The sequence below is a fragment of the Aeromonas sp. DNRA1 genome (assembly GCF_963888745.1).
Classification (GTDB): domain Bacteria; phylum Pseudomonadota; class Gammaproteobacteria; order Enterobacterales; family Aeromonadaceae; genus Aeromonas; species Aeromonas hydrophila.
The window spans coordinates 1,009,482-1,033,860 of the sequence record NZ_CAWPKQ010000001.1; the positions used below are offsets into that span (position 1 = coordinate 1,009,482).

A 24,379-nucleotide genomic window follows, 5' to 3' on the forward strand; every position below is an offset into this window, starting at 1 on the left:
TGTCCTTGTTGATGCTCTGGCCTCAGAGGCGAGCGAAATCATTAAACAGCGCAATACCCATCAGTAACATCAGAATGGCGGCGCCAATCCGGAAACCCACTTCCTGAATTTTTTCTGATACCGGTTTGCCGGTGACCGCCTCGATGAGGAAGTAGACCAGATGGCCACCGTCCAGCACCGGCAGGGGGAACAGGTTGATGATCCCCAGGTTGACGCTGATCAGCGCCAGAAAGCCGAGAAAGTAGACCAGACCGTAGTCGGCACTGCTGCCCGCGCCCTTGGCAATGGAGATGGGGCCGCTCAGGTTGTCCAGCGAGACGATGCCACCGATCAGCTTGCCGATCATGTCGAAGGTCAGGGTGGTCAGGCTCCAGGTCTTCTGGGCGCCCTGCCACAGGGCTTGCAAAGGCCCATACTGTAACAGAATCCGATACTCATCCGGTAATGGAACCAGTTGCGGCGACAGGCCGACGAAACCGACCAGCTGGCCCCGCACCTTCTTGGCATCCGGCGTCAGGGTCAGGGTCAGCTCGCTGCCCGCCCGCTCGACGGTCACCTCAAGCGGCTGCTGGGGCGACTGCTGTACCTGGTGGACAAACTGGGCCCACTCGGTGATCTCCTGCTCCCCTGCCCGCTTGATGCGATCGCCCGCCTGAATGCCGGCCTTCTCGCTGGCGCTCGCGGCCACCACCGCATCGACCACCGGCAGCACCTTGCCACCGAGCGGCACTATGCCCAAGCTGCCGATGGGAGACTCCTTGTCGGGGTCAAATTTCCAGCCAGCCAGCTGCAGGGTCTTGTCCACCGCGTAGCTGGTGTTGGCCGCCTTGAGCTTGAGTTGGACCGAGTCATCGCCAAGGTGGCTGATGAGGGCATAGGTCACGCTCTCCCAGTCACCGGTCTCCTCACCGCCGACGCCGACGATCTCCATGCCGGGTTCCACCCCGGCCGCCGCCACGATGGAGGCGGGACGCACCTCCCCCACCACGGGTTTGACGGCGGGCACACCGATCATGAACATCAGCCAGAGGGCAAACAGGGCAAACACGAAGTTGGCCATGGGGCCGGCAGCCACGATAGCCATCCGCGCCCAGACGCTCTTGTGATTGAAAGCGTACTGCTCGTCACCGGGCTTGAGCTCGTCCACCCGGCCGTCCAGCATCTTGACGTAACCGCCGAGGGGGATCAGGGCCAGCACGTACTCGGTGCCATCCTTGCCCAGCCGACGCCAGATGGCCTTGCCGAAACCGATGGAGAAACGTTCGACCTTGACGCCGCAGCGACGGGCCACCCAGAAGTGACCGAATTCATGTACCGCAACCAGCAGCCCGAGGGCGACGATAAAGGCACCGATGTTCCACAACACACCGCCCATCAGCCCATCACCTCGCTTTCATGCATGGTCCTGTCTCCGACAATCAGGGTGAAGGCAGCACAATGCCACGAAACAGCTCTCATCAGCTAAGCTCCTCAATCAAATTGTGAGCACGTGCACGGGCCGCCCCATCCAGCGCAATCAAATCGTCCAGCGAACCGACCGCCGTACCGCCCAGGGCGAGCATGGTGGCCTCATTGACTCTGGCAATATCCATAAAACCGATCCGCTCTGCAAGAAAAGCCGCCACGGCCTCCTCGTTGGCGGCATTGAGGGCCGTGGTCGCGGCCTGCCCCTGCTGACAGGCATGCATGGCAAGCTGCAGGCAGGGATAGCGCTCATAGTCGGGACGGATAAAGCTGAACTCTCCGACACTGAAGAAATCCAAAGGTTCCACACCGGACTCGATTCGAGCCGGATATGCCAGCGCGTGGGCGATGGGGGTACACATGTCCGGATTGCCGAGCTGGGCCAGCACGGAGCCATCCTTGTACTGCACCATGGAGTGAATCACCGACTGGGGATGGATCACCACCTGGATCTGCTCGGGCGCCGCGTTGAACAGCCAGCGCGCCTCGATATACTCCAACCCCTTGTTGATCATGGTGGCGGAGTCGACCGAGATCTTGGCCCCCATGGACCAGTTGGGATGGGCAATGGCCTGAGCCGGGGTGACGCGGGCCAGCTCAGCGATGTCGGTATAACGGAACGGGCCGCCGGAGCCGGTCAGCAGGATCTTGCTGATCCCAGCACCCGCCAGGTCACAAAAGCCGGGCTGGCGCTGGATGGCCTCTGGCAGGCACTGGAAAATGGCGTTGTGTTCGCTGTCGATGGGCAGCAGCTCGGCCCCGTGCTCGCGCACCGCCTCCATGAAGAAGGCGCCGGACATCACCAGGGCTTCCTTGTTGGCCAGCAGGATGCGCTTGCCGGCACACACCGCCGCCATGGTGGGCGCAAGCCCGGCGGCGCCGACGATGGCGGCCATCACGCTGTGGGCATCGGGGTGAGCGGCCACTTCGCACAGGGCGGCCGGGCCAGCCATGACGCGAGTCGCGCTGCCGTGGGTCTTGAGTTGAGCGGCCAGCTCGCTGGCGGCGGCCTCGTCCACCATGACGGCGAAGCGGGGAGAGAATTCGAGGCAGTCGCGCAGCATGGCCTCCACGCTGCGGGCTGCGGTCAGCGCCAGCACCTGCCAGCGCCCCGGATTGTGCCGCAGTACCTTGAGCGTACTCTGACCGATGGAGCCGGAGGCTCCCAGAATCACCAGGTTATGCATCAAAACTCCCGCAGTATGACGAATGGATGGCGCCCGCCGCAGGCAGACGCATCAGGCTGAGCATCAAAACTCCTGGCTGAGCAGCAGATAGCTGAGCAGGAACACCGGCAGCGCCGCGGTCAGGCTGTCGATCCGATCGAGGATGCCACCGTGGCCAGGCAACAGGGTGCCTGAATCCTTGATGCCGGCTTCGCGCTTGAACATGCTCTCGGTGAGATCGCCCAGCACCGAGGCCAGCACCGCCAGCAAGGAGCAGAACAGCACGATGGCCATCTTGGCGGGCACGAAGCCCATGAACCAGGTCACCCCGACCGCCAGCAGGCTGGCGGTAAACAGGCCGCCACACATGCCTTCGATGGTTTTGCCGGGACTCACGGCCGGCGCCAGCTTGTGTTTGCCGAACGCCTTGCCGAAAAAATACGCGCCAGAATCTGCCGCCCAGACCAATCCCATCACGAACAGCAGGATCCAGGCCCCCATCATGGGGTCGTGATAGAAGTTGTAACCACGGATGGCCACCAGGGACCAGAAGAAGGGGACCAGGGTCACCAGGCCGAACAGGGACTTGAGCCAGATGGACTCCTTCCACAGCTTGGCGCTCTGGGGATAGCGCAACACCAGCAGCAGCCCCAGCAGCCACCAGCTGACGGCGGTCCAGAGCACGCCCATCACCAGCGGATGCAGATGAGGAGTCCACAGCTGCTCCACCGGCAGCCAGAACAGACTGGCACCGAGCAGCAGGCAGTACACCAGCGGCAGCCACTGCTGCGGCTTGGCAGAAACGAAGCCGCTCCACTCGCGGCTGGCCAACAGAAATACCAGGGATGCCAACAGGGCAAAGAATTTCAACGGCAGAAAAAACAGCGCCCCCAACACCAGGGGAACCAGTAGCAATGCGGTAATAATTCGTTGTTTTAGCAAAAGAAGCCTCTCTCTTGGGAGGGGGGTTAGCCGGTCTGTTGCTCGGCGATCAATTCCCGGATCTGTTCACCCGTGCAGCCGAAACGACGCTCACGGGCCACAAAGGAGGCAACGGCCTCGCTGAACTCGGCCTCGCTGAAATCAGGCCACAGCACCGGGGTAAAATAGAGCTCGGCATAGGCGAGCTGCCATAACACAAAATTGCTGATGCGATGATCGCCCCCGGTACGGATCAGCAGATCCACCGGCGGCAGATCGGCCATGCATACCTCGCGGCCAAGCATGGCTTCATCTATCTGATCGGCAGCCAGTTCCCCGCTCGCCACGGCACGGGCAAGCTTGCGGGCCGCCTGGGCGATATCCCACTGGCCACCATAATTGGCGGCGATATTGAGGGTCAGCCCCTGATTGTTGGCTGTCAGCGCCTCTGCCTTGGCAATCTTGGCCTGCAGACGCTCGCTGAAACGGGCGGTATCGCCGATCACCTTGAGCCGGATGCCGTTGCTGTGCAGCTTCTGCACCTCACGGCCCAGCACCGTCATGAACAGCTCCATCAAGGCGCTGACCTCCCCTTCCGGGCGACGCCAGTTCTCGCTGGAAAACGCAAACAGGGTAAGCGCGTCTATCTTGGCCCGCGCAGCAAAGGTTACCGCCTCGCGAACAGACTTCACGCCTGCCTTGTGGCCATAGACCCGCATCTTGCCACGGTTCTGGGCCCAGCGTCCGTTGCCGTCCATGATGATGGCGACGTGACGAGGCAAGGACGAATTGGCGCAATCACCTACGGCTGCCAAAAGCGACATTCATTTCTCCCACAAAGACAAAAGCGCCGTGCAGGGGCACTACACGGCGCTCGTAATATACCTGTCAGAGGCTTAGATTTCCATTAGCTCCTTTTCCTTCAGAGCCAGTGCTTCGTCTACCAGCTTGATGAAGGAATCGGTCAGCTTCTGGATCTCTTCCTGAGCACGACGGTCGTCGTCTTCGGAGATCTCTTTGTCTTTGAGCAGCGCTTTGAGGTCGGCGTTGGCATCGCGACGGATGTTGCGCACGGCAACCCGGGCACCTTCCGCTTCGGCACGCACGATCTTGGTCAGGTCGCGACGACGCTCTTCGGTCAGCGGCGGCAGCGGCACGCGCAGGGTCTGGCCGTTGCTGGACGGGTTGAGGCCCAGATCGGAGGTCAGGATGGCCTTTTCCACCGCCTGGATCATGGAGCGGTCAAAGATGGAGATGGAGAGGGTGCGGGCATCTTCAGCCACCACGTTGGCCAACTGTTTCAGAGGAGTGGCCGCACCGTAATACTCCACCTGGATACCGTCGAGCAGGCTCGGGTGAGCACGGCCGGTACGGATCTTGGACATCTGGGTCTTGAGCGACTCTACGCTCTTGGCCATGCGGTCCTTGGCGTCGTTTTTAATCTCGTTGATCACAGTGGTTTTCCTTTTGGCGAACGAGCCGTCAACCGGCCCGTATCTATCTTATTGGCTGGCGTCATGGACAAACGAGCCGAAGCTCACGCTTGTCTCACTTGCTGACGTGATGGATCAGGGTACCTTCCGGCTCGCCCATGATCACCCGACGCAGCGCACCCGGCTTGTTCATGTTGAACACCCGGATCGGCAGATCGTGGTCGCGGGCCAGAGTAAAAGCAGCAAGATCCATTACTTTGAGTTCTTTTTCAAGAACTTCATCATAACTCAGTTCATGGCACAGCACGGCATCCGGGTTCTTGACCGGATCGTCGGTGAACACGCCATCGACCTTGGTGGCCTTGAGCACGACGTCAGCTTCGATCTCGATCCCGCGCAGACAGGCCGCAGAATCGGTAGTGAAGAAGGGGTTGCCGGTACCGGCGGAGAAGATCACCACCTTGCCGGCGCGCAGCTGGCTGATGGCTTCGGCCCAGACATAGGAGTCACAGATGCCTTGCAGGGAGATGGCAGACATCAGACGGGCATTCACATAAGCACGATGCAGGGCATCACGCATGGCCAGACCGTTCATCACGGTAGCCAGCATACCCATGTGGTCGCCCACCACGCGGTTCATGCCCGCCTTGGCAAGACCGGCACCACGGAACAGGTTGCCGCCACCGATGACCAGACCGACCTGAACACCCAGCTCAACCAGTTCTTTGATCTCTTGGGCCATCCGATCCAGCACCGCCGGATCAATGCCAAAACCCTCGGATCCTTGCAGGGCTTCACCACTCAACTTCAGAAGAACACGTCTGTATGCAGGCTTGGGATTGGTACTCATGTCACTGATTCCTGGTCATATAAAGACCGCGACATAAGTCGCGGTCTGGGGAAACGGAAAAACCGGTTCGATTAGGCCTTTTGAGCGGCCGCGATTTGGGCTGCAACTTCCGCAGCGAAATCGGTCTCTTGCTTCTCGATGCCTTCGCCCACTTCGAAACGGGTGAAGGAAACAACGTCAGCGCCTTCTTTCTTCAGCAGCTCGGCAACGGTCATGGAAGGATCTTTCACGAACGGTTGACCAGTCAGGGAAACCTCACCGGTGAACTTCTTCATGCGGCCTTCAACCATTTTCTCGGCGATCTCTTTCGGCTTGCCAGAGTTGATGGCGATGTCGATCTGGATTTCGCGCTCTTTGGCAACGACTTCGGCAGACACATCTTCCGGCTTGACGAATTGCGGGCTGTTGGCAGCAACGTGCATGGCCAGATCTTTGGCCAGCTCGTCGGAACCACCGGCCAGCTTGGTGATAACACCGATGCGGGAGCCGTGAACGTAGGTGCCCAGGTTGTCACCTTCAACCAGCATCACGCGACGCAGGTTCATGTTCTCACCGATCTTGGCGATCAGGTTGGTGATGGTCAGCTCAACGGACTCGCCGTTGCCGAAGTCGGCGGCTTTCAGCGCGTCAACGTCAGCGATCTTCTGGGTAGCGGCGATTTCAACGATTTTCTGACCCATGGCCAGGAAGCCAGCATCCTTGGAAACGAAGTCAGTCTCGCAGTTCAGCTCGATCATGACGGCAACGTTGCCTTCGGTACGGGCGAAGATCACACCTTCAGCGGCGATACGGCCAGCTTTCTTGGCAGCTTTGGCCTGACCGGATTTGCGCATGTTTTCGATAGCCAGTTCGATATCACCGTTGGCTTCTTCCAGTGCTTTTTTGCAATCCATCATGCCAGCGGCGGTGCGCTCGCGCAGTTCTTTTACCAGGGCGGCAGAAATGTTTGCCATGTCCAGTATCCTCGGTCTTGAATTGACAAGAAACAGGGGCCACAAGGGCCCCTGCTAACCAATTACATCAGCTTGGTTAATAAGGGCTTTGCAGTCCTTATCAATTACTCAGCTTCAACGAAGCCATCTTGTTCGGCTTGAACAACGATGTCCTGAGCGCGAGCTTCCAGTACGGTGTCAGCAGCAGCATTCAGGTACAGCTGAACGGCACGGATAGCGTCGTCGTTACCCGGGATGACATAGTCAACGCCGTCCGGGTTGGAGTTGGTATCAACGATGGAAACTACCGGGATACCCAGGTTGTTGGCTTCTTTGATAGCGATGTGCTCGTGGTCGGCATCGACAACGAACAGAACGTCAGGCAGGCCGCCCATGTTCTTGATACCACCCAGGCTCTTCTCCAGCTTTTCCATTTCGCGAGTACGCATCAGCGCCTCTTTCTTGGTCAGCTTGTCGAAGGTACCGTCTTGGCTCTGGGTTTCCAGATCTTTCAGGCGCTTGATGGACTGACGAACGGTTTTCCAGTTGGTCAGCATGCCGCCCAGCCAGCGGTGGTTAACATAGAACTGGTCGCAACGCTCAGCGGCTTCTTTTACGGCTTCAGACGCGGCACGCTTGGTACCTACGAACAGTACCTTGCCCTTCTTGGCAGCTACGGAGCTGATGAAGTTCATGGCATCGTCAAACATCGGAACGGTTTTTTCCAGGTTGATGATGTGAACCTTGCTGCGGGCACCGAAGATGTAGGATTTCATTTTCGGGTTCCAGTAACGAGTCTGGTGACCGAAGTGAACGCCGGCTTGCAGCATGTCGCGCATAGAAACTTTAGCCATTTTATACCTCTATTGGGGTTAGGCCTCCACACATCCCATATAACCGACCCGTTAAGGCACCCCGGCATATGTGTCGATGTGTGTGTGTTGTTTAAGTAAGGGTGATGGCATGAGGACACAAGTTCCCCATTCCGGCGCGCTTTATACCATAACTTTGGTCAGGACACCACCAGCCGAACCGCTAAAAATAGATCCCTGGGCAGCATGCTGAAGCGCCGATTTGACGCTGTGATGACAATCACACTGGAAGTAAACGGGGGTTGGGGATAAAATTTTGGCCTGATTGCAAACGCATCTATTTTTCATTACCTGATTGCCGGACATCGATAGATGCGCGGTCAGGTCCCAAGAGAGATCCCATGTCCATTAAAATCAAGACACCGGAAGAGATTGAAAAGATGCGCGTTGCCGGCCAACTGGCCGCCGATGTGCTGGTCATGATCGCCCCCCACGTCAAGGCGGGCGTCACCACCGACGAACTGAACACCCTCTGCCACGACTACATCGTCGACGTGCAGCAGGCCATCCCTGCGCCGCTCAACTACCACGGCTTCCCCAAGTCCATCTGCACCTCGGTGAACGATGTGATCTGCCACGGCATCCCGAACCACAAGAAACTGCGGGAAGGGGACATCATCAACCTGGACATCACCGTCATCAAGGATGGCTATCACGGCGATACCTCGGCCATGTTCATCGTGGGTGAGACCACCCCGCTGCGCCGTCAGCTGTGCAAGGTCGCCCAGGAGAGCCTCTACGCCGCCATCAAGCAGGTGCGTCCGGGCATGTGCATCACCGAAATCGGCGCCGTGATCCAGCCCATCGTCGAGAAGGCCGGTTTCTCCGTGGTGCGCGACTACTGTGGCCACGGCATCGGAGCCGAGTTCCATGAAGAGCCGCAGATCCTGCACTATCGCAACGGCGGCAAGCAGGAGCTCAAACCGGGCATGTGCTTCACCATCGAGCCCATGGTCAACAGCAAGAAGTACCACTGCAAGGTCAATCCGAAGGATGGCTGGACCGTGACCACCAAGGACGGCGGCGACTCCGCCCAGTGGGAACACACCCTGCTGGTGACCGAAGATGGCTGCGAGGTGCTGACGCTGCGCCCGGATGACACTATCGACCGTCTCATCAAACACGGTTAACATCAAACCCCGGCCTCCCGCCGGGGTTTTGTTTTTATCAGCCGCGAACCTGTGCGAGAACAGCGCACATGCGTGCGACAGTAGAGTGTGAGACGCCATGGATGCCAGCCTGCTTTCCCCCCACCTGTTACCCGACGCTCAGCTCACCCGCGAGAACTGCAAGGAGTACCTGAGCCGTTTTCTCGGCTGGCTGCATGCCCGCTTCGATGCCGGTGACAACATCATCGAACTGGTGGCCACCCGCTCCGAATACATGGACGAGCTGCTGACCCGGTTGTGGCAAAAGTTCGGCTTCGACAAGACGGAACTCACCCTGATCGCGGTGGGTGGCTATGGCCGCGGCGAACTGCACCCCCACTCCGACATCGACCTGCTGATCCTCTACGAAGGGGACGAACTAGACGAGGTGCTGGGGCTGCGCATCGGCGAATTCATTACCCTGCTGTGGGATCTCAAGCTGGAGGTGGGTCAGGCGGTGCGCAACGTGGCCGAGTGCCTCGAGCAGGGACGCGGCGACATCACGGTCGCCACCAACCTTATCGAGGCGCGCTACATCACCGGCCGCGAGGCGGGCTTCCAGCAGCTCAAGGAGGCCACCGGCCCCCAGCACTTCTGGCCGAGCGAGCAGTTCTTCAAGGCCAAACGCGAAGAGCAGGCCCAGCGCCACCAGCAGTTTCTCGGCACCGCCTACAAGCTGGAGCCGGATCTCAAGAGCAATCCCGGTGGCCTGCGCGACATCCAGACCCTGGCCTGGGTGGCCCGCCGCCACTTCGGCGCCACCACCTTGTTCGAGATGACCAGCCACGGCTTTCTCAACCGGGCCGAGTATCGCGAGCTGCTCGATTGCCAGAACTTTCTGTGGAAGGTGCGCTTCGCCCTGCACATGGCCATCAACAAGGGCGACAACCGGCTGCTGTTCGATCGCCAGCGCACCGTGGCCCAGATGCTGGGCTTCGAGGGGGAAGGCAATGCCCCGGTCGAGCAGATGATGAAGCGCTTCTACCAGACGGTGCGGCGGGTCTCCGAACTCAACGAGATGCTGCTGCAGCTGTTTGACGAGGCGATCCTCGGCAACACCGCCATGGACGTGCGCCGTCTCTCCGACGAGTTCCAGCTGCGCGGCCGCCTCATCGATGCGGTGGATTCCGAACTGTTCGGCCGCGAGCCCGCCGCCATCCTGCGCCTCTTCTACCAGATAGCCCAGCATCCGGAGATTGCCGGCATCCACTCCGCCACCCTGCGCCAGCTACGCGAGGCGCGCCGCAAGCTCAACTGCTGGCTGCAGGACTTGCCCGACTGCCGCCGCCTGTTCATGGCGCTACTGCGCCACCCCAACGGCATCGGTCAGCCGCTCACCCTGATGCACAAGTACGGCATCCTGGCGGCCTACCTGCCGCAGTGGAACCTCATCGTCGGCCAGATGCAGTTCGACATGTTCCATGCCTACACGGTGGATGAACACACCCACCGTCTGCTCAAGAACATCCATCAGTTTCCCAACCCGGCCAGCCGTCAGACCCATCCGCTCTGCCACGAGGTGTTCACCCGGCTGCGCAAGCCCGAGCTGCTCAGCATCGCCGCCCTGTTTCACGATATCGCCAAGGGGCGGCGTGGCGACCACTCAGAGCTCGGCGCCGTCGATGCGCTGGAGTTTTGCCAGCTGCACGGCCTGGATCGCTACGAGAGCCGGCTGGTTGCCTGGCTGGTGCGCCATCACCTGCTGATGTCGGTCACCGCCCAGCGCCGCGACATCTATGACCCTGAAGTGGTCACCGACTTTGCCCAGAAGGTGCGCGACGAGCAGCACCTCGACCTGCTTTATTGCCTGACCGTGGCCGATATCTGTGCCACCAACGACACCCTCTGGAACGACTGGAAGGGCACCCTGCTGCGCGAGCTCTACTTCGCCACCCAGAAGGCGCTGCGCCAGGGGCTGGAAAACCCGCCCGACATGCGCCTCAAGATCCGCGAGAACCAGCGCCAGGCCAAGCAGATCCTGGCCCAGCGCGACGTGCCGGAGGAGGCCATCAACCAGCTCTGGAGCGACTTCAAGGCCGACTACTTCCTGCGCCACACGCCGGAGCAGATCGCCTGGCACTGCCGCAAGATCATCGAGCACGGCAACAACCCGGCACCGCTGGTGATCATCGGCAAGCACCCGACCCGCGGCGGCAGCGAGGTGTTCATCTATTGTCGCGACACCCCAAATCTGTTTGCCACCGTGGCCTCGGCGCTGGATCAGAAGAACCTCAACATCCACGACGCCCAGATCATGAATTCGCGCAGCGACTACGTGCTCGATACCTTCGTGGTGCTCGAGCCCAACGGCGAGCCCATCAGCCCCAACCGCACCGCCACCATCAAGAAGGCGCTGGAGAAGGCGCTGCAGGAGCCGGGCAAACTGGTGCTGCGCAGCAAGCCCCTGTCACGGCGCCATCGCCAGTTCAGCGTGCCGACCCGGGTGGTCTTTCTGCCCCACAAAGGGGAGACCCGCCACACCCTGCTGGAGCTGACGGCGCTCGATACCCCGGGGCTGCTTGCCCGCATCGGCGCCGTGTTCCAGCAGTGCGGTCTGTCGCTCCATGCCGCCAAGATCACCACCATCGGCGAGCGGGTGGAGGACTTTTTCAGCCTCACCACCCTGGCCGGCGAGCCGTTGACCCAGGCCGAGCAGCAGGCGCTGGAGGAGCGGCTGGTCAACCAGCTCAACCCGCAAGAGTCGGCCGATGATGAGGGCAGGCCGGGCCCGTGAAGGCTTCACAAGACGCCGAGTCTGCCCCTGATTTATCAAGTAGAACAAATGGTTGGACCACACCAGCACAATAAATCAGCGTTCCCGTGAAGAAATCGGTCCAAGCCCTTAAAAACAATTGGAAAAGTGTGATACAACAAACGGAATTTTTTAAAGGAAACCTGTCATGACCGAGTTGCAACAGATCATAGAAGCGGCCTTCGAGCGCCGTGATTCCATCACTCCCGGCTCCGTCGATGCCGCCACCAAGGCCGCCATCCTGCAAGCCATCGACCTGCTGGACTCCGGCAAGGCTCGCGTTGCCGAGAAGATTGCCGGCGAGTGGGTGGTACACCAGTGGTTGAAGAAGGCGGTACTGCTCTACTTCCGCATCAATGACAACGGCATCATCAAGGGTGACGACGCCCAGTACTACGACAAGGTTCCCCTCAAGTTCTCCGACTACAGCGCCGAGCAGTTCAAAGCTGCCGGTGTGCGCGTGGTACCGCCCGCGACTGCGCGCAAAGGCTCCTTCATCGCCCCCAATACCGTGCTGATGCCCTCCTACGTCAACATCGGCGCCTTCGTCGATGAAGGCACCATGGTCGACACCTGGGCCACCGTGGGCTCCTGCGCCCAGATCGGCAAGAACGTGCACCTCTCCGGCGGCGTCGGCATCGGCGGCGTACTGGAGCCGCTGCAGGCCAACCCGACCATCATCGAAGACAACTGCTTCATCGGTGCCCGTTCCGAAGTGGTGGAAGGGGTGATCGTGGAAGAGGGCTCCGTCATCTCCATGGGCGTCTTCATCGGCCAGTCCACCCGCATCTATGACCGTGAAACCGGCGAGATCCACTATGGCCGCGTCCCGGCCGGCTCGGTGGTCGTTTCCGGCTCCCTGCCCTCCAAGTGCGGCAAGTACAGCCTCTACGCCGCCGTCATCGTCAAGAAGGTGGATGCCAAGACCCGCGCCAAGGTCGGTATCAACGCCCTGCTGCGCTCCATCGACGAGTAAGCGGTTTACGTTAATTTAAAAGGGCGCCTGATGGCGCCCTTTTGATTTTGGCGCCCCTGTCACAGGCAAGCCACACCGACTCGGTTAAGATAGATTGGTCAGGATCGTTTCAAACCGAGGAAGCCCGATGTACGAGAATCTGAAGAGCCTGGGGATCCAGGAACCCACCTCAGTGGACAGCTATACCCTGCGCCAGGAAGCCAATCACGACATCCTCAAGATCTATTTCAAGAAACAGAAGGGCGAGTTCTTCGCCAAGAGCGTCAAGTTCAAGTATCCCCGCCAGCGCAAGACCATGCTGGTCGACTCGGGCACCCACGAGTACAAGGATGTCACCGAGATCAACGCCAATCTCAAGTACGTGGTGGATGAGCTCGACAACCTGACTCAGGGCGTGCACGTGCAGGCCGACCCGGACATCAAGCAGAAGATCTTGCGCGACCTGCGCCACCTGGAAAAAGTGGTGCAGAACAAGATCAGCGAAATCGAGCGGGATCTGGAAAAGCTCTAAACCGGTCTGATGCAGCAAAGGCGCCTATGGGCGCCTTTTTCTTTGAGCTGAAGACCGATGACAACATTGATACCCCGCCGGTCGAAATATGCACCACCGCATCCGGCTGCCCTATGACGCCCAGCAAAAAGGGAGGCTTGCGCCTCCCTTTTCAACAACTCTGGTATTCAGGCAACAGGATTAGTTGCTCTTCATCCAGATGTCCATGTCGGTTTTCAGGTTGTCGGACTTGGTACCGAAGATGGCTTGTACGCCGGAACCTGCCACTACCACACCGGCAGCGCCCAGTTTCTTCAGACCAGCTTGGTCAACCTTGGCCACGTCTTTCACACCGACCCGCAGACGGGTGATGCAGGCGTCCAGCGAAGCGATGTTCTCTTTGCCACCGAAGGCAGAGACCAGTGCGGCAGACATCTCGTCCTTGCTCTGACCAACGCTCTCTTCGGCCGCTTCGTCTTCACGACCCGGGGTTTTCAGGTTCATGGCACGGATGACCACGGTGAAGACCACATAGTAGATGACGGCATAGACCAGACCCAAACCCACCAGCAGCAGCATGTGATCGGCACGCGGGGATTGCACCACGAAGTCGATGAAGCCGTTGGAGAAGGTGTGACCGTGTACCACGCCCAGGGAGTTGGTCAGCACGTAGGCCAGACCAGCCAGCACGGCGTGGATGGCGTACAGTACCGGCGCGATGAACAGGAAGGAGAATTCGATCGGCTCGGTGATACCGGTCAGGAAAGAGGTCAGGGCGGCAGAGGCCATGATACCTACGATCTTGGCGCGGTTTTCCGGTTTGGCGGAGTGCGCGATGGCAAACGCGGCGGCAGGCAGACCGAACATCTTGAACAGGTAGCCACCGGCCAGCTGACCGAAGCCGTTGCCAGCAGCGCGGGAAGCGTCGTCAGCAGTCAGGAAGCAGGTCATGATGCCGTGTACGGTTTCACCGGCAGCGTTGACACAGGTACCAGCCTGATAGAAGAAAGGTACGTTCCAGATGTGGTGCAGACCGAACGGGATCAGGGAGCGCTCAACCACGCCGTAGATACCGAAAGCCAGTACCGGGTTCTGGTTGGCAGCCCAGTCGGAGAAGGCACCGATGGCAGCGCCCACCGGCGGCCAAATGACGGACAGGATCACGCCCAGGCCGATGGAGACGAAGCCGGTGATGATGGGCACGGCGCGTTTGCCGGCGAAGAAGCCCAGATACTCGGGCAACTGGATCTTGTAGAAGCGGTTGAACGCCCATGCGGCCACGCCACCGGCGAGGATACCGCCCAGGACGCCGGTTTCGATGGTCTCAACGCCCATCACGGGTGCCATGACCTTCAGGGTGGCAACCATGATGCCGTAGCCGACGATGGCCGACAGACCGGATACGCCGTCGTTATTGGTAAAGCCAAGGGCCACACCCACTGCGAACAGCAGAGCCATCTGACCAAATACGGAACCACCGGCCTGCTCCATCAATTGGGAGACAATTTCCGGCAACCAGCTGAAGTGGGCAGCCCCCACCCCCAGCAGAATACCTGCAACGGGCAAGACCGATACTGGCAGCATCAGCGCCTTACCGACCTTTTGCAGATTAGAGAAAGCATTTTTTAACATGTGTGCGCTCCTGAATGGAATGTCTTACCGTAGACGTTTCAGTCCAATTTATAGACGATCATCAACATCATCTCTCATCGGCATGAATTCGACGCGGGTTTGTTTATTTTGACCAGCTGAATATAACCCAGCAGATCGCAAATATCTTCCATCAGGGGTAAGCGAATAAAAAATTTGGAGGGGAGATCACAAGATAATTTTGGTGGGAAATTTTAGCTAATTACAGATATATTTCGGCATCTTCATGTTAAGCCATAAATATGAAAAGTGCTGTTTCGCATTGTATTTTAGCCAATCAAAACAATACCTAACGAAACGTATTGTAACTTAATGTAACCATTTGCTGTTTTTTCTATTTTAGTCTACCGATTAAAAAGGCCTCCAACAAGGGAGGCCTCAAATAAATATTATATTTTAATGACCGGGCAATATTCAGCCTTTTTGGGAACGCTTGACCGCATCAATAAAGACCGATTTCGCCTTGGTCGAACCGGCCCGCTCCGCCTCGCTGACCAGTTGCATCGCCTTGTCGATATCACCGGCTTTCACCGCTTTTTCGATCTGGGATTGATAGAAGGCCTCGGTTTCGCTCAGCATGGCGGGCGCAGGCTTGGCAGGTGCGGCAGCCGCAGCGGTCGCTACAGTGCCCGCCGCGACGGCCGTCGCCGCAGGTGCAGCCTTGCTCATTGCTACCTTGTCGGCATATTCAGGCTTGAAGACCGCTTCCAGTCCCTGCCCTTTTGCCATGTCGGCCACCTTGATCTGTACCAGACCCCATGGGGAGTGCGGGATCACGGGGTCCTTGATATCCGGTTCAACCGTCCCGTTGGCTCTGGCAAACGCTTTGGAGGGGTGCAGTATGGTGGTGCTGCCTGCCAGCTTATTGGCCGGGGCATAGACAATCATATAGGTCTCGGCCGCCGGATTGCCCGGCATGCTGCGGTCGACGAACAACTTGCCCTCAATCCTGTCGTTATCGAGCAGATGGGCCGGCTGATAGGTGAATACCGATTCACCCAGCACGCGCGTCACCTTGAACTGGGCATCCAGCATGATGACCTGCGGGATCAGCACCGTCTTGCTCACCTGGGATGCGATGCTGATGGCCAGATTGCCGGTATTGGCCGGCAGGCGATAAGCGGCGAAATAGCTCATCCCCTCGTCAAACTGAAAACTGGGCTGCTTGCTGTCGAGGGCCAGCAGAGTGTCGCCCTCCGGCAACGCCACATAATTGAAATCACTGAAAGCAGCGCAGCAGCTGGTCGCCTGCGAGAGCGCCTGTTTGGCCTGATCGGCATTACTCAGGATGGATGCATGATCCTGCACGGGGACCAACATGCTACCGGAACAACCGGCCAACAGCGCAGTAACCACGGCTGCGATAGACATCTTTACCAGTTTCATTCTTCTTATCTCCATAACCCGGTTGCCGTTACCCGGCGAAACAAAACTGCCCCCATACGGGGGCAGTGACTAACTTAACTTAAACAGCTGCTTACCACCAAGCTTCCGCTTGAACACCAACTTGGTAGGTGTCTTTGGAGGTACCGCTCTCGAAGACTTTCTTGTCTTCGTCGTTGGCCAGGTAGGAGGCGAACACACGGATTTCAGGACGGGCCCAGAAGCTGGAGCCGGCAGACCAGGCTTGAGCCAAGGTCAGCTTGTAACCGGAATCATCTTCGGTAGTACCGTTGGTGGACTTGTTCTTGTCCTTGAAGTAGCCGCCTTCGAAGATGGTCTTGTTGAAGTCATCCCACTTGTACATCGGGCGAACAACGGCAGACATGGTTTCCCACTTGTCGTTGCCATCCCACATCTCGTTGCCTACACCGTAGACCAGCTGGTGGCCCATCTCGAAGTTGTTGCCCATCGGGACAACACCCCAGTTGATGATACGGAAACCGTCAGCACCGTCTTTGGCTTCAGCACCGTACCAGGAACCGTCGCCGTAGAAGGCCATGGTCTTGGAGTAACCTTCAGTACCGTATTGCAGCACGGTCTTGTTGAAGCCACCCAGGATGCCTTGGGTCAGTTCGGCAGTCAGCATGACGCCGTCTTTCATGTTGTTGTTTTTCAGCGGTTTCTGCGCTTCGGTCTCATTGACCAGAGCATACATGGCGCCGACTTCCAGAGATGCTTCGCTCCACAGTGGGATACCGGCATAACGCAGATCCAGCGTGTTGACGTTCAGATCTTCGTTCTTCACATAGTTCGGAGCTGCGCTGGTACCGGTATTGGTGTACTCACCGAATACGTCTTTTGCACTGCGGTCGTTGCGAATCCAGGCGAAGGAGATCTTGCCAGGACCGGCCTGGATGCCTTCGATACCGGCACCGGCACCGGAGATGTTCCAGTAGTAGAAGTCAGAGATGTGGATGTCGTGACGTTGGTAGTAACGCTTACCAGCCCACAGGGTGGCTTCCGGGGCGAAGCCCAGCAGACCCTTGGCTTGCACGTTGAACTGGCGCAGCGCGAAATCGGAGTCGCCGCTGCACTGTTTGGCATCAAAGTTACAAACGGTACCGGTACCTTCCCAGTCGTTTGAACCGTTGGAAGCCATCGCAAACATGGAATCAACGTAGAAAGTCTTGCCGTCCTTGTTGAATACTTCCTGACCCAGCTGAACTTCGCCGTAGGTATCATTTTCGTTACCCAGACGACCAACCTTGTTCACGTTGTATTTCACCATGTCGCCGTCACCGGAAACGCCGACACCTGAACGGAAGTAGCCGTGGAAATCAACGGCGAAGGCGGCTTGGGAAGCCAGGGCTGCGGTTACTGCTGCAGCGATCGGGAGCCACTTTGCTTTCATTTTCATTTTCCTTATTCCCGCTGAGAGGAGTGTGATCCTGAATATCCAAGTTCTTATCACCATAAAAACGTTTAGGTGATAACCGAGGCCGATTATAGGTAGCCAATTTCGGGACAAACATGAGCTGATTCACAAAATGGCGACAAATCGCCCAGCATTGGCCGTGGAGGGTTTTGTGCGATGATAATCAACCGAACAATGCAATAACTCACCACTCATTCACACTTAAAAGCGAAAAGATCCACTATGAAACCGCTACCAACCATTAATTCGCTTCGATGAATAAGTTATAAATATTCAAATTGATGACAAAAACATGACTGAAATCGCTTTCAATGGGGAACTTTTAAATTTGAGGCATGTCAGCTGCCCCCGAAATAAATCGCAGAGCAAAGAGGAAATGGCGTAGAAAATAACCGGATAAATATCGGGCAAATATGGTCAGTTGAGACTGCTGATTACCGTAAAATAAACATCCCCGTCAGACGGGCTGAGCGGGGATGAATAAAGGATAAAAACGGGCGATCGCTACAGATTATTTAGCCAGCCATTGAGCCAGACCAGCGCCACCTTTTCCGGCTCATCATCGACGGTGGCATCTATCTCCAGCCGGGGCAGCAGAGGACTGGCACCGAGCTCCTGCAACAACGCATCGAGGTGACGACCGGCACCGCAGAAATGCTCGTAGCTGCTGTCTCCCATGGCGACCAGCGCATAACGCCACCCTTTCATGTAGGGGGCCCGGTCAGCCAGGGCGGTGGCCAGTGGCTGCAGATTGGGCGGAATATCGCCCTGCCCCGTGGTGGCCGTGATGACCAGCAAGAATCGACTCGCATCCAGATCTGCCAGCTCGGCTTCCTCTAACACCTGGCAGCCGTGCCCCACCTGCTCCAGCTGCGCAGCCAGCGTCTCGGCCACCAGCATGGCCGAGCCGTATACGGTACCCACCACTATGTCTATCTGCGCCATCACGGACCCCTTTGACCAACATGGATGCCCAGCATGCCACAGTGAAAGCTTGGGCAACACCCCGTGGTCATCAGGCTCAGTAGTCGCTCTCGCTGGCAGGCCATCCCAGCTCGGCAAACAGCTGCAACACTTCCTGCCCCAACGGCGCCTGGATCCGCATCGGCACCTTCAGCACCGGGTGCTCAAAGCTGAGAGTGCGAGCCACCAGCAGCAGGCGATCGCAGCCATAGTGCTCGCGAAAGAAGCGGTTGTGGCGGCCATCGCCATGGGTGGTGTCACCGACGATGGGGTGGAACAGATGATCCATATGACGGCGCAGCTGATGCTTGCGGCCGGTCTTGGGGAACAGCCGAACCAGGCTGTAGCGACTGGTGGGGTGTTTCTTGGAGACCGCATGGGGCAACTCGACCTGATGCAGGCGACGAAACGCGGTCACCGCCTCCTGGGCCGGGCGATCCGGGTCGCTCATGGCGTCGGCGATCTTGTCCAATTGCTCTTTGAGCGGATAGTCGATGAGCCCCTGCTCGGGGGCCCAGCCGCGCACCAGCGCCAGATACTCCTTGTGCACCTGACGGGCGGCAAAGGCTTCGGTCAGGGTGCGGGCCACGGCGGGATCGAGGGCAAACAGCAGCACCCCCGAGGTGGGCCGGTCGAGCCGGTGTACCGGGTAGACGTGGCGACCGCCAATGAGATCCCGGGTCATCTGCATGGCGAAACGGGTCTCGGCCTTGTCGAGCCAGCTGCGGTGCACCAGCAGGCCGGAGGGCTTGTTGACCGCCACCAGCCAGTCATCCTGATAAAGCAGGGTCAGTTGCAAGGCGCTCTCTTCCTGTGCCTGCTCACGCATCATTGCTCAACCACTTTGCCGGAGAGCAGCAGATCGAAGCGGGCGATCAGGCGCAGCAGGGCTTCGACCTCGGCCAGCTCCTCCTTGTAGACTTCGCTGGCCATGGGATAGAGGGAGACGCTGCTGGGCAGCGGCGCCTGCAGCAGCACCAGCTGCTCCATGCGCGGGATCAGCACGAACTGCAGCCACTGATCGAAGCTCAGGGTATCGACGCAAAATGGCAGCTCGCTGGCCAGGGCCTCTTCACCGGGATGGGCCGCTTGCCAGCGTTCCAGACGTTGCAGCTCGGCGGTCAGTTCACCCAACAGGCCGGCTACCAGCAGATATTGATTCATTGCGTTCTCTTCCTCATCACCACACACCGTCCGCCGCCAATCCTGTGTCGCTGGCGACAGGCCGAACTTTGCAAAAAAGGGCGTTACTATACACCCTCCCCCCTATCCTCTGCCATGCCCCTTGCGGCCGACAACAGGGGCGAAGAGCCATGGCGGCTCCCGCCCCTGCGTACCGGGCCGGATGCCGAGCGGCGCGCCCCCACTGGCTATCTTGTGCAACCTCCTTATAATCGGCCCGCATCACCCTTAGCCGGATCACCTCATGTCCACCATCAATACGCTGACCGAATTCTTGACCCAGGCCGACACCCAGTTCCAACTGTTCGACATGGGCCGCCAGGTGCGACCACTGGCGAGCGACACTTTCGAGCGCATCGAACAGCAGCAGGAGCCCTACCCCTGGCCCCTGCAGCAGCACGCCTGGCTCGGCGTCCACTTCTTCCAACCGGCCGAATCCCGTCACTACCTGTGGTTTCTCAAGTTTGCCCTCGACGAGCGAGGTCTGCTCATCGCCAGCGGCCCCAAACACTTCATGGATCAGGTGGTGGAAACCCTGGGCTACAAACTGACCGGCGAGCTCGACGAAGAGAAGGCCCAGCGGCTGGCGGAAAACCCCTACACCTTCCGCCCGGCCGAGGCCAAGATGGCCAGCCTACACGCCAAACTGGCCCGTCAGCTGGAACAGGCCCCCTCGACCTACTTCGAGGGGCTCTGCCACTATCTGGCGGCACCGACGCCAGAGGGATGGCAGACCCTCGGCGTACAGGGTTTTGCCGATCTCGCTGAGCGGCTGCAGGATGAACGCAACCTGGCGCTGGTGTGCAAGGCGCTGCCAAAACTGCCGCAAGAGCCGCTCTACGCCCTTTGTCAGAGCCTGGAAAATGCCCCGTTGCCGCCGGCCGTGCAGGGTGCCCTGTTCGAGCGCATCAGCAAGGAGCAGGAGTGTGCCGAACCCAATGCCGAGACCCTGGCCTACCTGTGCCGGGCACTGGCCTCCTGCAATGGCAGCAGCATGCGCACCAACAAGCTGCTGACCCTGCTGCAAACCCAGCCGAGCCCGGCCCTGCTGCTGGCCATCGCCGGCCGGCTCTGGCCCGATCTGAAGGATGCCGGCCTGCTCAGCCTGTTCCTGGAACAGCTGGCTCTGCAGCCGACCCAGTTCTTCAATCAGGTATTTGCCGAGCTGGTGACCCTGCCGGCCCTGCGCAGTGATATGCTGGCCAGGCTGCGCGACCCCGAGCGCAGTGACGCCCTGGGCCAGGCCATCGGTCGCCTGTTCGCCTCGGCCTGATGATGTCGGCGGCCCGTCACCATGGCGGGTCGCCTGTCGCCACGGATCACACCCCGGAAGGAGCCCGCGATGGGTGAAATGTTCGCAATCTTGCTACTTATCCTCGGTGCCGGTGCCTTCTGGCATCAGCGGCGTCAGGCCGAGCTAGCCTGGCAATACATGCGCCGCTACTGCCAGCATCACGACCTTCAACTGCTGTCACTGGCACGCAGCCACCGTGCGCTGGCTCACCAGCCGCTGCGGCTGCTCACCTATTACGAGTTTGAATTCTCCAGCGATGGCGAGAGCCACTATCTGGGGCAACTGCGCATGCAGGGGCTGCAGGTGGTCGGCGTCGAGCTGCCACCCCATCGGGTACCCACCCTGTAAATCTGCCGCCACGGGGCGGGCCTATAATGTTCAGGAATGCCTCTTGGGAGCGATGAGATGGAATTCCTGACCCACGACCTAGCCGCCCTGTTTGCCCAACTGGGGCTGGCCAACGACGAGCTGAGCCTGCACCGCTTCATTCACGAGCACCGCTTGGACAACCAGACCCTGCTGCCGGAAGCCCCCTTCTGGAGCCGCGCCCAGGCCGACTTTCTGCGCGATGCCCTGTGGAACGATGCGGACTGGTCGGAAGCCATCGACGAACTGGACGTGTTGCTGCGCCAGCCCGACTGACCCTTGCCCCGCTGTTCAGCGCCCCGCGCTTTGGTTAAGCTCTCTGCCCGTCCAGCCCGAACCACTTTTCATCCTGCGCAGGAGTCCCATGTCAGCCCAAGAGATCATCCGCATCGCCAATGAACTGGCCGCCAAGGGGATCACCCCCTCCACCGCCATGGTCAAGGCCCGCCTCAGCCAGCCCGTCCCTATGGCCGAGCTGCTCAAAGTGCTGAGCCAGTGGAAGCAGCAGCCCGCCAGCACCCCGGAAGCCGGAAGCACAGCGCAGATGCCCCCCTCGCCCGCCGCAGAGCCCACCCTGCAGCAGCTTGCCGAACGGCTCGAGCGCCTCGAACAGAAGGTGGATCGACTGACCGAGCTGCTGCTCCAGCAGGGGAAGCAGTGAGCCATGTACATCCTCGAACTCTGCTTTGAGTGCTACCGTGACACCTCGCTGGGCGAGGCCGAACGGGCCATCGTCAACTACCTCGACATGCTGCGCTATCAGGGCCAGATCCTCGGCCGGGAGTTCCCCACCAGCATGCACGAGGGCTATTTCGTCAGCCGGGTGGTCTGCCCGGAGCAGGACAGCCTGCACCCGGACAACCAGAGCGAGCAGGTCAAGCTCGCAGAGCAGCAGCTCAATCAGGCCGGCCTGCTCGCCCCCAAACTCCAGTTGCAGGGGGCGGATCTGCTCTCCGACAGCACCGACCCTTGTGGCCATGATGGCGAGCGCCCTAGTTGGATGCTGCTCTACACCAGCTTCCTGCACACCTGCTCGCCGCTGCGCTGCGGCGACCACTTCGCCCCCATCCCGCTCTATCGGCTGCCGGCCGTCGCCAACGGCGACCACAAGCAGATCATCAAGTGGCAGGAGGATTGGGAGGCGTGCGATCAGCTGCAGATGAACGGCTCCATCGCCGAGCATGCGGCGCTGCACGAAATCGGTGAGGTGGGCAGCCGCCTCCAGCGCCGTGGCAGCGATCTCGGCAAGCGGCTGGAAGCCCTCACCGGCATTCCCACCTACTACTACCTCTACCGAGTGGGCGGCCTGAGTGCGGCCGAGGAGAAAGCCCGTCCCTGTCCGAGCTGCGGCGGCGAGTGGGCACTGGCCGAACCCTTGCACGAGATCTTCGACTTCAAGTGCGATCCCTGCCGGCTGGTCGCCAACCTCTCCTGGGATTTCAAGGACTGAGCCCGGCGGTGAACCAAACAAAAACGCCTTGCCGATCGGCAAGGCGTTTTCATTGGGCTGACGCTGTTTATTGCGGCAAAGTCTCCAGCCGCTCGAGGAACGCCGGCAGTGAGGGGGCCAGCACCAACCGACGACCCGAGTCGAGCCACTCCAGCCACACCTGCCCGCTCTCGTTGTCGAGCGACACCAGCGTCATCTCGTTGCGGGTGGTGGCGATGAACAAAGAGGGTGAGCGCTTCAACTTGCGCAGCATCAGCAGGTGGCCGATGAGGTTCTCCTTGAGCAAGTCGAGATCCGCCTCGTTCCAGGGCAGCACAAACTCGAGCCGCAACCCCTTGTAGAGGCAGGGCACAGGGCGGCTGAACCAGCCACCAAACAGGGCCTGTGTGGCCGGATGCAGGGTCAGCTCGAGCGCCTCGTTCATCGCCGTGAAATCGGCGGGTTCGGCGCGACGATGCGGGCGCCAAGCCACCCGCCCCTCCTTGGGCTCATCCAGTTCGCAGGGGGAGCGCCAGTCGGCTTCCCACTCGCACAGGGGCAGCCCTCGCCTCGCCTCGCCGTCGCGCTGCCAGCGCAAAAAAAAGTGTTCCAGGGCAGACAAGACTTGATCCGACATCGAAATTCTCCACAATTGCTGCCAAAGTTCGCTATTGCACCATCAAAGCCATGAGCAGACAAGGTGCAGCGCGGATCGCCAGCCGGCGCTCCCCGCCTTGCCGCCCCCATCGGGCGCATGCTCTGCCATCGCCCATTCAACGTTCGAGTCAGCACACATGAGCAAACAAGAGAGATACGCCGGAGCCAGCGCCCTGCAGGGGCTGAGCCTGGGTCAACAGTCGGCCTACATCAGCCAGTACACCCCGGCCCTGCTGCAGCCGGTGCCCCGCAGCCTGAACCGCGACGACCTCGGTCTTGGCGGCGAGTTGCCGTTCCAGGGCTGCGATGTCTGGACCCTGTACGAGCTCTCCTGGCTCAATGCCAAGGGCAAGCCCATGGTCGCCGTCGGCGAGGTCTCGGTGCCCGCCACCAGCACGAACCTCATCGAATCCAAGTCGTTCAAGCTCTATCTCAACTCCTTCAACCAGACCCGCTGCGACTCGCTGGAAGCGGTGCAGGCCATGCTGGTCAAGGACTTGAGCACCTGTGCCGGTAGCGACGTTAGCGTCGCCCTGTTCCCGCTGGCCCAGGCTCCGCACCACATTGCCGCCCTGCCGGGCGAGTGCATCGACGAGCAGGACATCGCCGTGGACTGTTACGAGTTCGATGCCGACCTGCTGCAAGGCGCGGCCGGCAGCCAGGAAGTGGAGGAGACCCTGCACAGCCACCTGCTCAAGTCCAACTGCCTGGTGACCAGCCAGCCGGACTGGGGCTCCGTGGTGATCCACTATCGCGGCCCGCAGCTGGATCGGGAAAAACTGCTGCGCTACCTCATCTCGTTTCGCCAGCACAATGAGTTCCACGAGCAGTGCATCGAGCGGATCTTCACCGATCTCAAGCACTTCTGCCGCCCGAGCCAGCTGACGGTCTACGCCCGCTACACCCGCCGCGGCGGCCTGGACATCAACCCGTTTCGCAGCGACTGGGAAGTGGTGCCGGCCAACCTGCGCCTGATCCGGCAATAACCGGTCAACCCGCCGGGCCTGCAGCGCTGC

General features: G+C 59.8%; 25 protein-coding genes. 10 read left to right on the forward strand and 15 right to left on the reverse strand.

The features are described from left to right. Positions 1 to 22: 22 nt before the first annotated feature. The 8 genes from rseP to rpsB form a co-directional block, all read right to left on the reverse strand. Entirely contained in the window at positions 23 to 1,375 is a 1,353-nt protein-coding gene (rseP, locus tag AACQ43_RS04530; protein WP_168966178.1) for a sigma E protease regulator RseP, read from the reverse strand. A gap of 82 nt (positions 1,376 to 1,457) precedes the next feature. Then, the gene (gene ispC / locus AACQ43_RS04535) at positions 1,458 to 2,651 is read right to left on the reverse strand and encodes a 1-deoxy-D-xylulose-5-phosphate reductoisomerase (RefSeq protein ID WP_168966181.1); all 1,194 of its coding nucleotides are present in this window, start codon (positions 2,649 to 2,651) and stop codon (positions 1,458 to 1,460) included. Positions 2,652 to 2,714: 63 nt separating this feature from the next. Further along, entirely contained in the window at positions 2,715 to 3,572 is an 858-nt protein-coding gene (locus tag AACQ43_RS04540; RefSeq protein ID WP_005303453.1) for a phosphatidate cytidylyltransferase, read from the reverse strand. A 26-nt stretch (positions 3,573 to 3,598) separates the two neighbouring features. Beyond that, positions 3,599 to 4,375 (reverse strand): polyprenyl diphosphate synthase, encoded by a 777-nt coding sequence (gene uppS / locus AACQ43_RS04545; protein ID WP_168966183.1) that lies wholly within the window; start codon positions 4,373 to 4,375, stop codon positions 3,599 to 3,601. A gap of 72 nt (positions 4,376 to 4,447) precedes the next feature. After that, positions 4,448 to 5,005, reverse strand: coding sequence for a ribosome recycling factor (gene frr / locus AACQ43_RS04550; protein WP_011705096.1), 558 nt, complete (start codon positions 5,003 to 5,005; stop codon positions 4,448 to 4,450). 94 nt (positions 5,006 to 5,099) lie between these two features. Then, complete coding sequence (pyrH, locus tag AACQ43_RS04555; protein ID WP_011705095.1) at positions 5,100 to 5,834, reverse strand: UMP kinase; 735 nt, start codon at positions 5,832 to 5,834, stop codon at positions 5,100 to 5,102. Between the two features lie 71 nt (positions 5,835 to 5,905). Further along, the gene (gene tsf / locus AACQ43_RS04560; RefSeq protein ID WP_016349867.1) at positions 5,906 to 6,787 is read right to left on the reverse strand and encodes a translation elongation factor Ts; all 882 of its coding nucleotides are present in this window, start codon (positions 6,785 to 6,787) and stop codon (positions 5,906 to 5,908) included. Positions 6,788 to 6,891: 104 nt separating this feature from the next. After that, positions 6,892 to 7,620, reverse strand: a complete 729-nt coding sequence (gene rpsB / locus AACQ43_RS04565; protein WP_005303470.1) for a 30S ribosomal protein S2 — start codon at positions 7,618 to 7,620, stop codon at positions 6,892 to 6,894. Positions 7,621 to 7,979: 359 nt separating this feature from the next. Here rpsB and map point away from each other — a divergent pair, with 359 nt between their 5' ends. The 4 genes from map (at position 7,980) to AACQ43_RS04585 (ending at position 13,025) form a co-directional block, all read left to right on the forward strand. Further along, on the forward strand, positions 7,980 to 8,768 hold the full coding sequence (gene map, locus AACQ43_RS04570; RefSeq protein ID WP_011705093.1) for a type I methionyl aminopeptidase: 789 nt from the start codon (positions 7,980 to 7,982) through the stop codon (positions 8,766 to 8,768). A 97-nt stretch (positions 8,769 to 8,865) separates the two neighbouring features. After that, positions 8,866 to 11,520, forward strand: a complete 2,655-nt coding sequence (glnD, locus tag AACQ43_RS04575; protein ID WP_168966186.1) for a bifunctional uridylyltransferase/uridylyl-removing protein GlnD — start codon at positions 8,866 to 8,868, stop codon at positions 11,518 to 11,520. Between the two features lie 166 nt (positions 11,521 to 11,686). Next, positions 11,687 to 12,514 carry a 2,3,4,5-tetrahydropyridine-2,6-dicarboxylate N-succinyltransferase gene (gene dapD, locus AACQ43_RS04580; protein WP_005303473.1) on the forward strand — a complete coding sequence of 276 codons (828 nt, stop codon included), beginning with the start codon at positions 11,687 to 11,689 and terminating at the stop codon, positions 12,512 to 12,514. 127 nt (positions 12,515 to 12,641) lie between these two features. Beyond that, positions 12,642 to 13,025: a DUF3461 family protein gene (locus tag AACQ43_RS04585; RefSeq protein WP_011705091.1), complete on the forward strand. Its 384-nt coding sequence runs from the start codon at positions 12,642 to 12,644 to the stop codon at positions 13,023 to 13,025. A 180-nt stretch (positions 13,026 to 13,205) separates the two neighbouring features. Here the strand turns inward: AACQ43_RS04585 and ptsG are convergent, their stop codons facing one another. The 6 genes from ptsG to AACQ43_RS04615 form a co-directional block, all read right to left on the reverse strand. After that, entirely contained in the window at positions 13,206 to 14,636 is a 1,431-nt protein-coding gene (ptsG, locus tag AACQ43_RS04590; RefSeq protein ID WP_016349865.1) for a PTS glucose transporter subunit IIBC, read from the reverse strand. Positions 14,637 to 15,068: 432 nt separating this feature from the next. Further along, entirely contained in the window at positions 15,069 to 16,040 is a 972-nt protein-coding gene (locus AACQ43_RS04595; protein ID WP_168966188.1) for a MalM family protein, read from the reverse strand. Positions 16,041 to 16,131: 91 nt separating this feature from the next. Continuing rightward, positions 16,132 to 17,448, reverse strand: a complete 1,317-nt coding sequence (locus AACQ43_RS04600; RefSeq protein WP_026080163.1) for a maltoporin — start codon at positions 17,446 to 17,448, stop codon at positions 16,132 to 16,134. Positions 17,449 to 17,976: 528 nt separating this feature from the next. Continuing rightward, positions 17,977 to 18,417: a flavodoxin gene (locus tag AACQ43_RS04605; RefSeq protein ID WP_168966190.1), complete on the reverse strand. Its 441-nt coding sequence runs from the start codon at positions 18,415 to 18,417 to the stop codon at positions 17,977 to 17,979. Between the two features lie 76 nt (positions 18,418 to 18,493). Then, positions 18,494 to 19,267: a tRNA pseudouridine(65) synthase TruC gene (truC, locus tag AACQ43_RS04610; RefSeq protein ID WP_017408610.1), complete on the reverse strand. Its 774-nt coding sequence runs from the start codon at positions 19,265 to 19,267 to the stop codon at positions 18,494 to 18,496. Continuing rightward, entirely contained in the window at positions 19,264 to 19,599 is a 336-nt protein-coding gene (locus AACQ43_RS04615; protein ID WP_011705085.1) for a YqcC family protein, read from the reverse strand. The genes truC and AACQ43_RS04615 overlap by 4 nt, the downstream gene beginning before the upstream one ends. Before the next feature lie 262 nt (positions 19,600 to 19,861). On the opposite strand from AACQ43_RS04615, the gene AACQ43_RS04620 reads away from it, so the two are divergent. From AACQ43_RS04620 to AACQ43_RS04640, 5 genes are all read left to right on the forward strand, one after another. Further along, positions 19,862 to 20,890 (forward strand): DUF3549 family protein, encoded by a 1,029-nt coding sequence (locus AACQ43_RS04620; protein ID WP_168966192.1) that lies wholly within the window; start codon positions 19,862 to 19,864, stop codon positions 20,888 to 20,890. Positions 20,891 to 20,959: 69 nt separating this feature from the next. Continuing rightward, positions 20,960 to 21,259, forward strand: coding sequence for a DUF3301 domain-containing protein (locus tag AACQ43_RS04625; protein WP_011705083.1), 300 nt, complete (start codon positions 20,960 to 20,962; stop codon positions 21,257 to 21,259). A gap of 57 nt (positions 21,260 to 21,316) precedes the next feature. Then, a complete protein-coding gene (locus AACQ43_RS04630) occupies positions 21,317 to 21,553 on the forward strand; it encodes a DUF2789 domain-containing protein (RefSeq protein WP_168966194.1) in 237 nt (78 codons plus the stop codon). A gap of 88 nt (positions 21,554 to 21,641) precedes the next feature. Further along, positions 21,642 to 21,938, forward strand: a complete 297-nt coding sequence (locus tag AACQ43_RS04635; RefSeq protein WP_146062292.1) for a hypothetical protein — start codon at positions 21,642 to 21,644, stop codon at positions 21,936 to 21,938. A 3-nt stretch (positions 21,939 to 21,941) separates the two neighbouring features. Further along, complete coding sequence (locus AACQ43_RS04640; protein ID WP_017408613.1) at positions 21,942 to 22,727, forward strand: Zn-ribbon-containing protein; 786 nt, start codon at positions 21,942 to 21,944, stop codon at positions 22,725 to 22,727. 67 nt (positions 22,728 to 22,794) lie between these two features. Here the strand turns inward: AACQ43_RS04640 and syd are convergent, their stop codons facing one another. Further along, positions 22,795 to 23,343, reverse strand: a complete 549-nt coding sequence (syd, locus tag AACQ43_RS04645) for a SecY-interacting protein (RefSeq protein ID WP_168966196.1) — start codon at positions 23,341 to 23,343, stop codon at positions 22,795 to 22,797. A 157-nt stretch (positions 23,344 to 23,500) separates the two neighbouring features. Here syd and queF point away from each other — a divergent pair, with 157 nt between their 5' ends. Further along, on the forward strand, positions 23,501 to 24,349 hold the full coding sequence (queF, locus tag AACQ43_RS04650) for an NADPH-dependent 7-cyano-7-deazaguanine reductase QueF (RefSeq protein ID WP_168966198.1): 849 nt from the start codon (positions 23,501 to 23,503) through the stop codon (positions 24,347 to 24,349). The last annotated feature ends 30 nt before the right edge of the window (positions 24,350 to 24,379 follow it).